The organism is Peiella sedimenti (genome assembly GCF_030504955.1).
GTDB classification, from domain to species: Bacteria; Pseudomonadota; Alphaproteobacteria; order Caulobacterales; family Caulobacteraceae; genus Brevundimonas; species Brevundimonas sedimenti.
Map to the genome: position 1 here is coordinate 219,544 of NZ_JAUKTR010000004.1, position 14,614 is coordinate 234,157.

The 14,614-nt window shown below is 70.8% G+C and carries 12 protein-coding genes; 3 read left to right on the top strand and 9 right to left on the bottom strand.

From position 1 onward, the window contains the following. Positions 1 to 9: 9 nt before the first annotated feature. From Q0812_RS10875 to Q0812_RS10900, 6 genes are all read right to left on the bottom strand, one after another. Positions 10 to 981 (bottom strand): aspartyl/asparaginyl beta-hydroxylase domain-containing protein, encoded by a 972-nt coding sequence (locus Q0812_RS10875; RefSeq protein WP_302110359.1) that lies wholly within the window; start codon positions 979 to 981, stop codon positions 10 to 12. Between the two features lie 56 nt (positions 982 to 1,037). Next, on the bottom strand, positions 1,038 to 1,754 hold the full coding sequence (locus Q0812_RS10880) for an NUDIX hydrolase (RefSeq protein ID WP_302110360.1): 717 nt from the start codon (positions 1,752 to 1,754) through the stop codon (positions 1,038 to 1,040). 34 nt (positions 1,755 to 1,788) lie between these two features. Next, positions 1,789 to 5,229 (bottom strand): chromosome segregation protein SMC, encoded by a 3,441-nt coding sequence (gene smc, locus Q0812_RS10885; protein WP_302110361.1) that lies wholly within the window; start codon positions 5,227 to 5,229, stop codon positions 1,789 to 1,791. A 7-nt stretch (positions 5,230 to 5,236) separates the two neighbouring features. After that, on the bottom strand, positions 5,237 to 5,851 hold the full coding sequence (locus tag Q0812_RS10890; RefSeq protein WP_302110362.1) for a DsbA family protein: 615 nt from the start codon (positions 5,849 to 5,851) through the stop codon (positions 5,237 to 5,239). An 8-nt stretch (positions 5,852 to 5,859) separates the two neighbouring features. After that, positions 5,860 to 6,483, bottom strand: coding sequence for a DsbA family protein (locus Q0812_RS10895; RefSeq protein ID WP_302110363.1), 624 nt, complete (start codon positions 6,481 to 6,483; stop codon positions 5,860 to 5,862). 123 nt (positions 6,484 to 6,606) lie between these two features. Continuing rightward, positions 6,607 to 8,496, bottom strand: coding sequence for an ABC-F family ATP-binding cassette domain-containing protein (locus Q0812_RS10900; protein ID WP_302110364.1), 1,890 nt, complete (start codon positions 8,494 to 8,496; stop codon positions 6,607 to 6,609). Between the two features lie 86 nt (positions 8,497 to 8,582). Here Q0812_RS10900 and ndk point away from each other — a divergent pair, with 86 nt between their 5' ends. Continuing rightward, positions 8,583 to 9,002, top strand: a complete 420-nt coding sequence (gene ndk / locus Q0812_RS10905; RefSeq protein ID WP_302110365.1) for a nucleoside-diphosphate kinase — start codon at positions 8,583 to 8,585, stop codon at positions 9,000 to 9,002. A gap of 58 nt (positions 9,003 to 9,060) precedes the next feature. Here the strand turns inward: ndk and purN are convergent, their stop codons facing one another. Together purN and purM are read right to left on the bottom strand one after the other, a co-directional pair. Beyond that, a complete protein-coding gene (gene purN / locus Q0812_RS10910) occupies positions 9,061 to 9,645 on the bottom strand; it encodes a phosphoribosylglycinamide formyltransferase (RefSeq protein ID WP_302110366.1) in 585 nt (194 codons plus the stop codon). Next, positions 9,642 to 10,679, bottom strand: coding sequence for a phosphoribosylformylglycinamidine cyclo-ligase (purM, locus tag Q0812_RS10915; protein ID WP_302110367.1), 1,038 nt, complete (start codon positions 10,677 to 10,679; stop codon positions 9,642 to 9,644). Before purM ends, purN begins: the two co-directional genes overlap by 4 nt. Positions 10,680 to 10,757: 78 nt before the next feature. Between purM and rnd the strand changes: the two genes are divergently transcribed. After that, the gene (rnd, locus tag Q0812_RS10920) at positions 10,758 to 11,909 is read left to right on the top strand and encodes a ribonuclease D (protein WP_302110368.1); all 1,152 of its coding nucleotides are present in this window, start codon (positions 10,758 to 10,760) and stop codon (positions 11,907 to 11,909) included. Here rnd and Q0812_RS10925 read toward each other — a convergent pair. Beyond that, entirely contained in the window at positions 11,906 to 13,450 is a 1,545-nt protein-coding gene (locus Q0812_RS10925; protein ID WP_302110369.1) for an AMP-binding protein, read from the bottom strand. The two genes, rnd and Q0812_RS10925, sit on opposite strands and share 4 nt — an antisense overlap. 198 nt (positions 13,451 to 13,648) lie before the next feature. Here Q0812_RS10925 and lipA point away from each other — a divergent pair, with 198 nt between their 5' ends. Then, a complete protein-coding gene (gene lipA, locus Q0812_RS10930) occupies positions 13,649 to 14,614 on the top strand; it encodes a lipoyl synthase (RefSeq protein WP_302110370.1) in 966 nt (321 codons plus the stop codon).

Genomic DNA, 14,614 nt, shown 5'->3' on the forward strand with positions numbered 1-14,614 from the left:
ACGGAAGGATCAGGCGTTGATGCGCTGGAACGGCCCGTCAGGGCCGATGTTGACGGCGGAGGCGGCCACGCGGCGGGCGACGACGCGGGCCATGGGCGAGCCGTTGGCCCGAACGTAAAGGCCGTCGCCAAGAGCCTCCACCTGGGACACCAGGCGCTGGACGCGCTGGCGGTAGTGGGGGACGCCCTCATCGGTGTCGCCGTAGAGCGACCACAGCCGGCGCCAGTCCTGACAGTAGCCGGCGACCACCTGGCTGAAGCGGGCGACCTGCTGGGCGCCGGCGTCGCCGAGTTTCTTCGACGCCGCCTCCTGCTCCAGATCGTGCAGCACCTCGAACATGTCGGCGGGCGACAGGACGCGGGCGATGTTGAAGCGCTCGGTCAGGACCTGGGCGTCCTTGGCCGGGTCGAAGGGAATGAAGCGCTCGGGCGCCTGTCCGGTTCGGGCCGCCTCGGCCATGGCCCAGAAGTCGGCGCCGCCGGTGGTGTCGGCGACCAGATGCACCCGCAGCACGTCCGAGCGGTTCTCCACCCGGTGCATGCTCCAGTTGTCGATCAGCCAGGCCTCGCCAGGCGCCATGTGCGCCTCCTCGTCGGCGATGAAGAAGCGTACGCCGGGGTCGGTGACGATGGGGACGTGCAGGCGGACGCGCTGGAACCAGTGGTAATTGATGTCCGTGTGCGGCGGCACCGTCGAGCCGGGCGCCAGCCGCATGAGGCGCGAGCGGCCCCAGACGACGCTGAACTGCGCCAGGATCTGGCGCACATAGGGCATCCGGGCCAGGTGGGGGGTGGGCGCCATGGGCCCGGCGAAGCCGTCGTTCTCCTGGCCGTCAACCGTGATCAGGCGCAGGGCGCTGTTGCCCGGAATCTGGTTGGGGTGCTCGGCCCAGGCGTCGGCGGGCGCGCTCGCGGCCTCTTCGGCCAGACGCGCGGCGTCGAACCGGAAGGGCAGCTTGATGAAGGGCGCCTTGAGCTTCACGCCGGTGTCTTCCCCCGAGGATGAGACAGGACTGTTATCGGCGGGCCCTCAGCCGGTCAAACGGGCGCATCGCCGCTCCAGCTCATCTGATGGCGGCCGCGCACGAAGCGAACGAAGGGAACGGCGCGGTCCGGCTGGCTCAGCCGCTCGCGCACCTCGCCGATGACGAAGCGGGTGATGGCCGGCAGGTCCAGCTCGCCGGTCTGGTCGAGAGGAACCCAGGCGATCTCGTCCAGCTCTCCGGCGCCCTGGGTGGGCGCGTCGTCAAGCAGGCTCCCGGCGTCGGCCATGAAGAAGCGGGCGTCGAAGCGACGGGTGCGGCCCGGCGGGGTGATGGCCCTGGCGACGTACCGCAGAGGTTGGAGGTGGGGCAGGGCGCCCAGGGCGCGGAAGCCGCGCCAGGGCCCGGCGACGACGGCGGGCGGGGCCTTGCGGGCCAGGAGCAGGCCCGTCTCCTCCCACGTCTCGCGCACGGCGGCCAGCATGAGGGCGCGGGCTCGGTGCGGCGGGACCTCCGACGACAGCAGGGCGAGCGAGGCCGGGTCGGGATCGCCGGCGTGCGGGCAGCGAAAATCGGAGCGATCAAGACGCCCGCCGGGGAAGACCCACTTGGAGGCCATGAAGACGTGTCCGGCTGCGCGTCGACCCATCAGCACCGCGGGATGCTTACCCCGGCGCACCAGGATCAGGGTGGCGGCGTCCTTGGGCCTGAGGCGGGCGGCGGTGCGCGGCGCGTCGGCCAGATCAGCGGCGGGATCGAAGGGCTCGGCCATGGGCGGCCCTCTTAACACCGACGAGGCGGGAGTCTCATTCGGCCGCCAGGGCCTCTGCCTGACGCAGGTCGACGCTGACCAGTTGTGAGACGCCCCGCTCGGGCATGGTGACGCCGTAGAGGCGGTCCATCCGGCTCATGGTCACGGGGTTGTGGGTTATGACGATGAAGCGCGTGTCGGTGCGCTCGCGCATCTCCTCCAGCATGCGGCAGAAACGGTCCACGTTGGCGTCGTCGAGCGGGGCGTCCACCTCGTCCAGCACGCAAACGGGGGCCGGATTGGCCAGGAAGACGGCGAAGATCAGGGCGGTGGCGGTCAGGGCCTGCTCGCCGCCGGACATGAGGCTCATGACCGCGAGACGCTTGCCGGGCGGGCAGGCGTAGATCTCGAGCCCGGCTTCCAGCGGATCGTCGCTCTCGACCAGCTTGAGCTCGGCCTGGCCGCCGCCGAACAGGGCCCCGAACAGGCTCTGGAAGTTGGCGTTGATCACGTCGAAGGCGGCCACCAGTCGCTGGCGGCCCTCGGCGTTCAGCTCGTCGATGGCGTCGCGCAGCTTGGCGATGGCGCCGGTCAGGTCGGACCGCTCCTCGCGCATGGCCTGAAGGCGGGTCTGGTACTCGGCGGACTCCTCCTCGGCGCGAAGGTTCACCGGCCCCAGCGCCTCGCGATCCCGCTCCAGCGAGCGCAGCAGGGTCTCGGCGGCGTCGGCGTCGGGCGGGGCGGCGATGGCTTCGGCGTCGAGTTTCTGGCGGAGGGCGTCGGGGCTCATCTGCACAGTGTCGCGCAGGGCCCGCTCCACCTGTTCCAGGCGCTGTTCCTCGGCCTCGGCGCGGGCGGCGATCCCCGCGCGGCTCTCACGGGCGGCCGAGGCGGCGGCTTCGGCGGCGCGGGCCGATCGGTCGGCGTCGCCCGCGGCGGTCTCAGCCACGGACACGGCGTCGGCGGCGGCCTGCTTGCGCGCCTCGGCCTGGCTGAGCCCATCCAGCAGGGCCTGGCGGCGCGCCTCGAAGGCGTCGGGGCGCGAAGCGGCTTCCAGATGGGCCGCGGCGGCCTTCTCCAGATCGCGCTCCAGCCCCTCGATGCGGGCGCGGGCGGTCTGGCGGCGGCGGGTCCAGTCGGCGTGGTCGTGCTTCAGCGAGGTCAGGCGGCGCTCGCGGGCGGCGGCTTCGCGGCGTTCGTCCTCCAGCTGGTTTCGCGCGGTCTGGGCGGCCTGCCGCGCCTCGGCCGCGGCGGCGCGGGCCTCGTCCTGGGCGCGGATCAGCGGCTCCAGCGCCTCGTCGCCCGCATCGATGTCGCCCAGGGCGTCGGCGGCGGCGCCTGCCTCCTCGGCCTCGGCTGCGAGGCGGGCCAGCAGGTCGTCGGCGGCCTGGATGCGGGCCAGCAGGCGATCCTGGGCGACCGCGGCGGCGTCGAGATCGCGGCGGGCCTGAGCGGCGCTGCGTTCAGCGTCGGGCAGGGCGCGGCGGGCGTCGCGCACGGCGGCTTCGGCGATTTGCAGGGCCTGGGCCGCTTCGGCCTGGGTGCGGCGGGCGTCGTCGAGCGCGGGCTTCAGCGCATCAATACGGGTCTCCAGCTCCTCCAGCCGGGTGCGCTGGGCCAGGCGTACGGCGGCGGGACGCGGGGCCTCGGCGCGGGCGACGAAGCCGTCCCAGCGGAAGAGGTCGCCCTGCATCGTGACCAGCCGGGCGCCGACCGGCAGGGACCGGGCGAGGGAAGGCGCCTGGGCCGCGTCCGCCACCCCGACCCAGGCCAGGCGCGCCGCCAGCTGCGTCGGGGCCTGCACATGGGCCGACAGGGGTTCGACGCCGGCGGGGAAGGGGCAGGGCTGAACCTGGGCGCCGGCCCAGTGCAGGGGCGCTGCAGAATCCAGCCCGGCGTCCACATCATCGCCCAGAGCGGCGGCGAGGGCGGCCTCATACCCCTTGCCGGGCTTGAGCTGGTCCAGCACGGGCGCCGCCTCGCCAGCGGGGCGGGACAGCAACTGAGCCAGGCCGCGGGCCTCGGCCTGGAGGCCGTTCAGCTGGTCTTCGGCGGATCGGGCGGCCTGACGGGCCTCAGCCTCGTGCTGTCGGGCGGAGATCAGGGCCTGTTCGGCCGCTTCGGCGGCGGCGCGCGCGGCCGCCAGCGCCTGGTCGGCGGCCTCGGCGCGCTGCTGATGCGGGGTGAGGGCCTCGGCGTCCGCCTCGCCCAGATTGCGGCGCTCGGCCGCGGCGCGGTCGGCGGCGGCGCGGGCCTGCTCGGCGCGGCGGCGAATCTGCTCAGCCTGGGCCAGGGCCGCCTGACGGGTGGCGCGGGCCTCGGCCAAGGCGACGGTGGCGGCCTCCAGCGCCCGGTCAGCTTCGGTCGAAGCCCTGGCGGCGTCCTCTGCGGCGGTCTGGAGGCGCGGCGCGTTGTCGGGCGCGGCGGCGATCTCCTGCTCGAGCTGGTCGATCAGTCGGGCAAGGCGCTCCACCTGGGAGGAGGCGTCCTCGTCGGCGGCGGTCTCGCGCTCAAGGTCCGAGGCGATGCGGGCCTTGTCGGCGGCAAGCCGGTCAAGTTCGGCCTGGGCCTGGGCCTCGTCCATGGCCAGGCGATCTCGCTCGATGATGGCGCGGTTGAGCAGGGCGGTGGCGACGGCGTCCTCCTCGCGCGCGGGCTTGAGCGCCTCGGAGGCCGTGATGGCGGCCGCGGCGGCTTTGGCCGAGGCGGCGGCGGTCTGCTCCACCTCGCGCGTGGCCTGATCCAGCTCGGCGCGAGCGGTCTCCAGCGCCTGTGCGGCGTCGGCCCAGCGCGCGTAGACGAGCGCCGATTGCAGGCCCCTGATCTCGGCGGATATGCGCCGATAGCGTTCAGCGTGACGTCCCTCGCGCTTGAGGCGCGACAGCTGGCTTTCCAGCTCGCCGGCGATGTCGTCCAGCCGCGACAGGTTGGTCTCGGCGGCCCGCAGACGCAGCTCGGCCTCGTGCCTGCGGGTGTGCAGGCCGGACACGCCGCCGGCCTCTTCCAGGATGCGGCGCCGGTTCTGAGGCTTGGCGGCGATCAGCTCGCTGATCTGGCCCTGACGCACCAGGGCGGGCGAGTTGGCCCCGGTGGAGGCGTCGGCAAACAGCAGCTGGACGTCGCGTAAGCGCACCTCCTTGCCGTTGACGCGGTAGGTGGAGCCCTGGCCCCGGTCGATGCGGCGCGAGACCTCAAGCACCGGCGCGTCAGTGAAGGGTTGGGGCGCCCGATGGCGGGCGTTGTCGATGGTCAGGATGACCTCGGCGTGGCTGCGCGCGGGGCGTTGCGACGCGCCGGCGAAGATCACGTCGTCCATGCCCTGGCCGCGCAGGGCCTTGGCGCTGTTGGCCCCCATGACCCAGCGCAGGCCTTCCAGCACGTTGGACTTGCCGCAGCCGTTCGGCCCCACCACGCCCGTCAGACCGGGTTCGATCAGGAACTCCGTCGGATCGACGAAGGACTTGAAGCCCGACAGACGCAGCCGGAGGAAGTCCATCTGGGCGTCAGCGGCCCCGCAGCAGGGGGTCGATCACGGCGGCCAGCTGCGCGAGGGACTGCTCACCCTCCAGGGTGCGCCCGTTGATGACGAAAGTGGGAGTGCTGAGAATTCCGGCCGCCTCGGCGGCTTCCAGCCGGCCCACCAGGGCGCGGATCTGAGCCTGGTCGTCCACGCAGGCGCGCACCTGGGCCTCGGACAAGCCGCCCGCGGCCCCCGCGCCGATCAGCCACGGCCCGGCGGAGCCGGAGGCGTAATAGGCCGCCTGGCCCCGGAACAGACTGCCGATGACGTCGAAATAGCGCTCGGCCGGAGCGCAGCGCGCCACCAGGGCGCCCGCCGCGGACATATCGCCGGGATCCGTCAGGAACTCGCGATACACGAAGCGAACCCGGCCGGTGTCGATGTAGCGGGCCTTGAAGGCCGGGAAGACCTGGTTGTGCCAGTTGGCGCAGTGCGGGCAGGTGACCGAGGCGTACTCGATCACGGTCACCGGCGCATCCGCGCGGCCCAGCACGCGGTCGTCGCTTCGGATGGCCGAGGCCTGGGCCAGGGCGTCGCCGCCCAGGCCCAGCGTCAGCCCCGCGGCGAGCGCAAGACTGAGAAGGGCGCGCCGCAGCATGTCCCGCCTTAGCCCTGCTGAGCCAGAAGCGGATCAATGACCCGCTCGAGGTTCGCCATGGATGAGTCCTGCACCGCTTCGCCGTTGACGTAGAAGGCGGGCGTGCCGGTGACCCCGGCGGCGATGGCGGCCTGGGTCCGCTCTTCGAACGCCGCAATGGCGTCCTCGTCGCTGACGCAGCGCTGGAACTCCTGCTCGTTCATACCCACCGAGCGGGCGATGTTCAGCAGCGAGTCGCGCGGGTTGGTCCCGGCCTGCCAGTCGGCCTGGCTGCGGAAGATGGCGTCCACCACCTCGAAGTAACGCTCCTCGCCCGCGCAGCGCGCCAGCAGGAAGCCGGCGGCGGCCACGGGGGCCGGGGCGGTGGGGAACTCGCGGAAGACGTACTTCACCTTGCCGGTGTCCACGTACTTGCGCTTGAACTCGGGCCAGACGGTCTCATTCCAGGCGGCGCAGTGGCCGCAGGTGACCGAGGCGTACTCCACCACGGTGACGGCGGCGTTGTCGTTGCCGAGCGTCATGTCGCCCTCGGCCGAGGCGGCGGCGCCCCCGTTGCCGTTGCAGGCGGCCAGCGCCAGGGCGCCGGTCACGGCGGCGGCGGCGATGAAGGTGCGGCGAAGAAGGGCGTTCATGGACGTCTCCAGACGGCTGACCTGAAAAGATGCCGCGATTCCCCCGTCGCCGGATGCGGCAGCACAAGGTTGGACCAACCTTTACGGCGGACGTTTGTCAATGCGCGAGGTTGGCGCGGCGGCCTAGGCCATTTCCGCCAGGGCCTCCTCGGCGGCCATCCAGTCGGTCTCGGCGGCGGCGAGAGCGTCCGCGGCGGCCTGGCGGCGGCGCGTCAGGTCGGGCAGGCGCCCGGCGTCTTTCCGCGCCGCCTCGACCAGCTCTGCATCGAGATGGGCAAGATCGGCCGCCAGCTGAGCCATCCGCCTTTCGGCCTTTTCGGCGGCGTGGCGCAGGGTGGACTTGGATTTCTGCGGACCGGCCGGTCGACTGGGCGAAGGGCCGGGGGTCGCCGCGGCCGCAGGGGGCGGCGCCTCCTCCACGACCTGGCGAGGGCGGCTGCCGGCGGCGCGGGCGCGTTCGATGACGAAGCGGGCGTAGTCGTCCATGTCGCCCTCGAAGGGCTGCACGGTTCCGTCCGCCGCCAGCCACAGGCGGTCGGCGACCAGCTCCATCAGGCTGCGGTCGTGGGTGATCAGGATGACCGCGCCGGTGTAGTCGTTCAACGCATCCAGCAGGGCCCGGCGGCTGTCGATGTCCAGGTGGTTGGTGGGCTCGTCCAGGATCAGGACGTGGGGCGCCTCCATGGCCACGAGGTTGAGCAGCAGGCGCGCGCGTTCGCCGCCGGACAGATCCTCGACGCGGGTCTCCTGCTTCTCGAAGGGCAAACCCCACTGGGCCAGACGCGAGCGGCGGCTGCTCTCGGAGGCGTCGGGCATGGCGCGCCGCACGATGATCAGCGGCGTGTCGTCCGGGTCCATGGCCTCGATCTGGTGCTGGTGGAACCAGCCCACCCGCATCTTGCCGTCGCGGTGGAGCTCGCCCTCGGACACCTTGAGGGCGCCGGCGATCATCTTGGCGAAGGTGGACTTGCCCGCGCCGTTGACGCCCAGAAGGCCGATGCGGTCGTCCACGTCCATGCGCAGGTTGAGGCGGCGCAGAACCGGCGCACCGCCATAGCCGACGGACGCTCGCTCCAGACGGATCAGGGGCGGGGCCAGGGGGCGCTGGGGCGAGGGCAGGGTGAAGGGGGCGACGCGCTCCTCCGGCGGCAGCTCGATGCGCTGCATCTTCTCCAGACGTTTCACGCGCGACTGCGCCTGGGCGGCCTTGGAGGCCTTGGCCTTGAAGCGGTCGATGAAGGACTGCAGGTGGGCCCGCTCGGCCTCCTGCTTAGTGCGCGTGGCCTCCAGCAGGCGCAGCTTCTCGGCGCGGGCCTTCTCGAAGGCGTCGTAGCCGCCGGTGTAGAGCTCCATCCTGCGGTTCGCCAGGTGCAGGATGTGGGTGCACGAGGCGTTCAGCAGCTCGCGGTCGTGGCTGATGATCAGGGCGGTGTGCGGGTACTTGCGAAGGCGCGCCTCGAGCCACAGGGCGCCCTCGAGGTCGAGAAAGTTGGTCGGCTCGTCCAGCAGCAGCAGGTCGGGCTCGGCGAACAGGGCGGCCGCCAGGGCCACGCGCATGCGCCAGCCGCCCGAGAACTCGGCCATGGGGCGGGCCAGGTCGTCCTGGGAAAAGCCCAGGCCTACGAGGATTTCGGCCGCGCGCGAGGGAGCGGCGTCGGCGTCGATCTCGATCAGGCGGCTCCAGATCTCGCCCATCTCCTCGGGCGCGGCGGTCTCCAGCCGGGTGAGCAGGCCGTGGCGCTCGGCGTCGGCCTCGAGCACGGTGTCGAGCAGGCAGACGGGCGTGGCCGGATGCTCCTGATCCACCGAGGCGACGCGGGCGGTCTTGGGCAGGCTGATCTCGTCGTCACCCCCGGCCTGAAGCTTGCCCAGGATCAGGCTGAACAGGGTGGACTTGCCGACGCCATTGCGACCGACCACGCCCACCTTGGCGCCAGGCGGGATCGCCGCCGACGCCTTTTCGAAGAAGCGTCGGCCCCAGGCGTCGAAGGTGAGATCCCTGATCTGGAGCATCAATCGTTACGGGTGTTGGAAACGGGAGAGGGCGCCGCTATAAGCCCGCGACCCCGAAACCGCCAAACCGCTGGTGATCCTTTTCCATGACCGAACGCACCTTCTCCATCATCAAGCCCGACGCCACCGAGCGGAACCTGACCGGCAAGATCAACGCCGTCATCGAGGACGCCGGCCTGCGCATCGTCGCCCAGCGCCGCATCCGCATGACGGACGCCCAAGCCAAGAAGTTCTATGAGGTCCACGCCGAGCGCCCCTTCTACGGCGAGCTGGTCGAATTCATGACCTCCGGACCCGTCGTGGTTCAGGTGCTGGAAGGCGACAACGCCGTGGCCCGCTACCGCGAAGTCATGGGCGCCACCAATCCGGAACAGGCCGCCGACGGCACCATCCGCAAGCTGTTCGCCAAGAACGTCGGCGAGAACTCGGTGCACGGTTCGGACTCGGCCGAGAACGCCAAGATCGAGATCGCCCAATTCTTCACGGATGATCAGATCGTCGGCTAAGCGCCGGTTTCGATTGTGAAATGAATGAGGCCCTCGGGAGCGATCCTGGGGGTCTTTTTCATGCCGGAAGCGTCCGCACGAAGTCCGCCAGCACCGCAGGATAGAGCCTGTGCTCCTGCTCCAGCACGCGGGCGGCGAGGGTCTCGGGCGTGTCGCCGTCGAGCACCGGCACGCGGGCCTGGCCGAGGATTTCTCCGGCGTCGACCTCGTCGATGACCAGATGGACGGTGCAGCCGGCCTCAGGGTCGCCGGCCTCAAGGGCGCGGGCGTGGGTGTGCAGCCCGGGATATTTCGGAAGCAGGCTGGGGTGGATGTTCAGCATCCGGCCGGACCAGCGCCCCACCAGCCAGGGGGTCAAAAGGCGCATGTAGCCCGCCAGGGCCACGACCTCGATGCCGTGGTCGGTCAGGGCCAGATGGATCGCCGCCTCGTGGGCCTGGCGGTCCTTGCCGAAGGGGCGGTGGTCGATGACGAGGGTCGGCACGCCCGCGGCGCGCGCCTTTTCGAGGCCGCCCGCCTCGGCATTGTTCGACAGCACCAGCGCGATTTCCGCCGGGTAGGCGGGGTCCTGAGCGGCGCGGATCAGGGCGGCCATGTTCGAGCCGCCGCCGGAGATGAGGACGGCGACGCGCGCGCGGCTCATGCCGCGGCCAGCTCGCCGCAGATGACCGCGTCCTCGCCCGCCTCGATCAGGGCCGAGACGACGCCGGGGGCCTCGTCAGGCGATGCGTAGAGGACGAAGCCGACGCCGCAGTTGAAGGTGCGGCGCATCTCGTGGTCGGAAACGCCGCCCTCGCGCTGCAGCCAGTCGAACAGCGGCGGCAGGGGCAGGGCGTCCCAGTCGAAGCGGGCCGCAAGCCCCGGCGCGATGGCGCGGCCCGGGTTCTCGATCAGGCCGCCGCCGGTGATGTGGGCGCCGCCCGACACCTTGCCCGCCTGCATGAGGGGCAGGATGCTCTTCACATAGATGCGGGTGGGGGTCATCAGCGCCTGCGCCAGGCTCTGGTCCTTGGCGAAGGGGGCGTCGGCGCCCCAGGCGAGGCCCGAACGCTCCACGATCTTGCGGATCAGGGAGTAGCCGTTGGAATGCGGCCCCGAGGAGCCCACGCCGATGATCAGGTCGCCGGCCCTCTGCGCGTCGAGGCGCGGCAGGACGCCGTCGCGATTGACCGCGCCCACGGAAAAGCCCGCCAGGTCGTAGTCGCCGCCCTCGTACATGCCGGGCATTTCGGCCGTCTCACCACCCACCAGAGCGCAGCCCGCCTGGCGGCAGCCCTCGGCGATGCCGGCCACCACGCGGCGCGCCACGTCCACCTCGAGCTTTGCCGTGGCGTAGTAGTCCAGGAACATCAGGGGCTCGGCCCCCTGGGCCAGGAGGTCGTTAACGCACATGGCCACCAGGTCGATGCCGACGCCGTCGTGGCGGCCGGTCTCGATGGCGATGCGCAGCTTGGTGCCGACCCCGTCGGTGGTGGTGACGATCAGCGGATCGTCATAGCCCGCGGCCTTGAGATCAAAGAGGGCGCCGAACCCGCCCAGCGAGGCCTCGGCCCCCGGACGGCGGGTGGATTTGGCCAGCGGCTTGATGGCCTCGACCAGGGCTTCGCCCGCGTCGATGTCCACGCCGGCGTCGGCGTAGGTCAGGCCGTTGGCGGTGGGATCGTGATCTTTCGTCATCGGGCGCCTGAAAAGCCGGTGGGAATCTCGCGCGCGCTCTTGCCACGGCGGCGCGGCGCGAGGCTATAGCTAGCGCCCATGAAGCCGATCACCAACAGCGCCGACCTTCGAGTTTTCTGTGACAAACTGAAGGGCGCGCCCTTCATCGCCGTGGACACCGAGTTCATGCGCGAGACCACCTACTGGCCCAAGCTGTGCCTGATTCAGGCCGCGACGCCTGAGGAGGCCGCCTGCATCGACCCCCTGGCCGACCACCTGGACCTGGAGCCGTTCCTGGACCTGTTGCGCGACCCGAAGATCGTCAAGGTCTTCCACGCGGCGCGCCAGGACGTGGAGATTTTCCAGCGTCTGGGAGCCATGCCCGTGCCGCTGTTCGACACCCAGGTGGCGGGCATGGCGGCGGGGATGGGGGACCAGGTGTCCTACGACTCGCTCGTGCGCCAGATGCTGAAGCGCGACGTGGACAAGGCCAGCCGATTCACCGACTGGGCGCGGCGGCCCCTGTCCGAGGCGCAGTATGACTATGCCCTTGGCGACGTGACGCACTTGGCGGACCTTTATCCCAAGCTGCGGGCGCAGCTGGAAAAGGAAGGCCGGCTGGGCTGGGTGTCCGAGGAAATGAAGGCGCTGACCGATCCAGCGCTTTACGACACGAGCCCCGAAAATGCCTGGAAGCGGCTGAAGCCCAAGCGTTACTCGGCGAAGTATCTGGCGGCGTTCCAGGCCACGGCGGCCTGGCGCGAACGGGCGGCGCAGGAACGCGACCAGCCGCGCGGACGCATCCTCAAGGACGAGGCCATCGACGAGGTGGCCACCCAGGCCCCGACGGACCCGGAAGGCTTCAACCGCCTGCGCAGCGTGCCCAAGGGGTTCGGGTCGTCCCGCCTGGGGCAGGAGCTGATCGAGGCGCTGAAGGCGGTGCTGGCCGACCCGGAGGCCCATGCGCCCAAGCTGGAGCGCCCGCCGCACAAGCAGCCGGCGCCGCCTTCGGTGGTGGAGCTGCTGAAGGTGCTGCTGAAGGCCAAGTGCGAACGGGGCGACGTGGCCGCCAAGCTGGTGGCCAACGTTTCGGATCTCGAGCAGATCGCGCTGGACGACAACGCCGACGTAGACGCGCTGAAGGGCTGGCGCCGCGAGCTGTTCGGCGAGGACGCCCTGAAGCTGAAGCGCGGCGAGATCGCCCTGGTGCTGAACCGAACCCGCGTCGAGGTGGTCGAGATCGAGGGCTAGGCCGCCTCGGCCAGGCGCTGGATGGCCACATAGTCGGTCTTGCCGGTGCCGAGCACCGGCACTTCCGGGACCTTGAGGATCTTCTTGGGCACCGCCAGCTCGGGCGCGCCGTTGGTGCGGGCGAAGGCGGCGAGCGAGGCCACCTCGGCGTCGCGGCGGTCGGTGACCAGGACCAGGCGCTCGCCCTTCTTGGGGTCGGGCACCGAGACCACGGCGTGGCGGCCGTCGGGCCAGACGGCCTCAGCCAAGCCCTCGACGGCGGCCAGGGAGACCATCTCCCCGCCGATCTTGGCGAAGCGCTTTACGCGCCCGAGGATGGAGACGTAGCCGTCGTCGTCGATCTCGACGATGTCGCCCGTGTCGTGCCAGCCGTCGACCGGCGGCTCGACCTGGGTGGGATCGCCCTCAGCCAGATAGCCGGCCATGACATTGGGGCCCCGCAGGTAGAGGCGCTGGCCCCGCTCGATGCCGGGCACGGGCTCGAGCTTGGCCTCCATGCCGGGCAGGAGCTTGCCCACCGTGCCGCGACGGTTGGCGCCGGGCTGGTTCACGGCGACGACGGGGGCCGCCTCGGTGGCGCCGAAGCCCTCGAGCACCGGGATGCCGCCGAACTGGGCGTCGAACAGGTTGTGGGTCTCGTCCCGGACCTTCTCGGCGCCGCAGACGATGAACTCCAGGCTGTCGAAGTCGCCGGGCTCGGCCACGCGGGCGTACTGGTTGATGAAGGTGTCCGTCGCCAGCAGCAGCGAGGCCTTCACCTCTTTCAGCAGGGGCGTGATCTGACGCGCGTGCAGGGGCGAGGGGTACTCGAACGCCTTCATGCCCGTGAGCAGGGGCAGGAGGATGCCGCCGGTCAGGCCGAAGCAGTGGAAGGTCGGCAGCGGATTGAACAGCACCCAATTGGGGTCAAGGTCGATGTGGGCCGCCACCTGGGCCACGTTGGCGGTCAGGTTGCCCTGGGTCAGCATGACCCCCTTGGGCGTGCCGAAGCTGCCCGAGGTGAAGAGGATGACGCCGGGGTCCTCAGCGCGCGTCTCGGTGCGGAAGCGCTTGGGCGCGGCGCCGGCGGCGAGGCCGAACAGCTTGTCGCCCAGGCTGATCGTCTTGCGCACGTCGTCGAGCCAGACGATTTCGGCCGCCTTGGCCACCTCGTCCATGAGGTCGTCGAGCTTGGCCAGGTTGACGAAGCGCTTGGCGCTGAGCACGCGCTTCACGCCCGCGGCCTTGCACGCGCCCTTCACGTTGCGGGCGCCCGAGGTGAAGTTGAGCATCACCGGCACGCGGCCGTAGGCGTGCAGCCCGAAGAAGACGATGGCCGAGCCCATGCTGGAGGGCAGGAGCACGCCGACGCGTTCTCCCGGTTCGGTCATGGCGGCGATCTTGCGGCCCAACACGAAGGCCGCGCGGATCAGCCCGGTATAGGTGAGGGGCTTGCGGTCCTGGTCCTCGATGATGGGCTTGTCGCCGAAACGGGCGCGAGCCTCGATGAGGGCGTCGAACACCGGCCGGGCGGCCGTGGTCGGGTCAAAGGCATTGGGCAAGCGGTTCTCTCCACCCCGGAACTTGGCCTGTTCCGTTATTGTGATTGCAGGCGAAGTTACCGCTGCGGCGGTTTCTTGAAAAGATCGGACATGATCGGTGAAGTTCGATCCCATTCGCAGGGTGATCCGAATACGGAGCATCGTCCAGAGGCGCGTTCAGGCTTGATTATCCGGGGCGTCCGGACGACATAGCCCGCCATGGCGACCGTCATCGACACCCTGGCCCTGGACCGGCGGCAGCTGAGGCACCCCGAGAAGGCGCACCGGCCCGACACCGAGGTGCTGAGAAAGCCCGACTGGCTGCGCGTGCGCGCGCCCGGCTCGGCCGGTTATCGCGAGACGCGCGACATCGTGCGCGAGGGCGGTCTGGTGACGGTCTGCGAAGAGGCGGCCTGTCCCAACATCGGCGAGTGCTGGAGCGTCAAGCACGCCACCTTCATGATCATGGGCGACACCTGCACGCGGGCCTGCGCCTTCTGCAACGTCCGCACCGGCCTGCCCGAGAGCCTGGACCTGGACGAGCCGCGCCGGGTCGGCGAGGCGACCGCGCGCATGGGCCTTAAGCACGTGGTGGTCACCTCGGTCGATCGCGACGACTTGGCCGACGGCGGGGCCGAACACTTCGCCCGGACGATCGCCGAAATCCGCCGCCAGGCGCCGCAGACCACCATCGAGATCCTGACGCCGGATTTCCTGAGAAAGCCGGGCGCGGCCGAGGCCGTGATCGACGCCAGGCCAGACGTCTTCAACCACAATCTGGAGACGACGCCGCGCCTCTACCTGAAGATTCGGCCGGGCGCGCGGTACTACCACTCGCTGCGCCTGCTCGAGCGCGTGAAGGAGCGCGACCCCTCCCAGTTCACCAAGTCGGGCCTGATGGTCGGTCTTGGCGAGACCAAGGAAGAGGTCATGCAGGTGATGGACGACATGCGGTCCGCCGGCGTCGATTTCATCACCATCGGCCAGTACCTGCAGCCGACGCGCAAGCACGCGGCGGTGGAGCGGTTCGTGACGCCGGAAGAGTTCAAGGCCTATGAGGCCATCGCCCGGGCCAAGGGCTTCCTGATGGCCTCGTGCAGCCCGCTGACGCGCAGCTCGCACCACGCCGGCGAGGATTTCGCCCGGCTGCGCGCGGCGCGCGACGCCCAGCTTGCTGGAGCCTGA

Excerpts from the sequence above, each read along its gene's own strand:
- rnd (WP_302110368.1), top strand. The coding sequence starts at position 10,758 with ATGAAGCCGATCACCAACAGCGCCGACCTTCGAGTTTTCTGTGACAAA.
- Q0812_RS10880 (WP_302110360.1), bottom strand. The coding sequence starts at position 1,754 with ATGGCCGAGCCCTTCGATCCCGCCGCTGATCTGGCCGACGCGCCGCGC.
- Q0812_RS10900 (WP_302110364.1), bottom strand. The coding sequence starts at position 8,496 with ATGCTCCAGATCAGGGATCTCACCTTCGACGCCTGGGGCCGACGCTTC.
- purM (WP_302110367.1), bottom strand. The coding sequence starts at position 10,679 with ATGACGAAAGATCACGATCCCACCGCCAACGGCCTGACCTACGCCGAC.
- Q0812_RS10890 (WP_302110362.1), bottom strand. The coding sequence starts at position 5,851 with ATGCTGCGGCGCGCCCTTCTCAGTCTTGCGCTCGCCGCGGGGCTGACG.
- ndk (WP_302110365.1), top strand. The coding sequence starts at position 8,583 with ATGACCGAACGCACCTTCTCCATCATCAAGCCCGACGCCACCGAGCGG.
- purN (WP_302110366.1), bottom strand. The coding sequence starts at position 9,645 with ATGAGCCGCGCGCGCGTCGCCGTCCTCATCTCCGGCGGCGGCTCGAAC.
- Q0812_RS10895 (WP_302110363.1), bottom strand. The coding sequence starts at position 6,483 with ATGAACGCCCTTCTTCGCCGCACCTTCATCGCCGCCGCCGCCGTGACC.
- smc (WP_302110361.1), bottom strand. The coding sequence starts at position 5,229 with ATGGACTTCCTCCGGCTGCGTCTGTCGGGCTTCAAGTCCTTCGTCGAT.
- lipA (WP_302110370.1), top strand. The coding sequence starts at position 13,649 with ATGGCGACCGTCATCGACACCCTGGCCCTGGACCGGCGGCAGCTGAGG.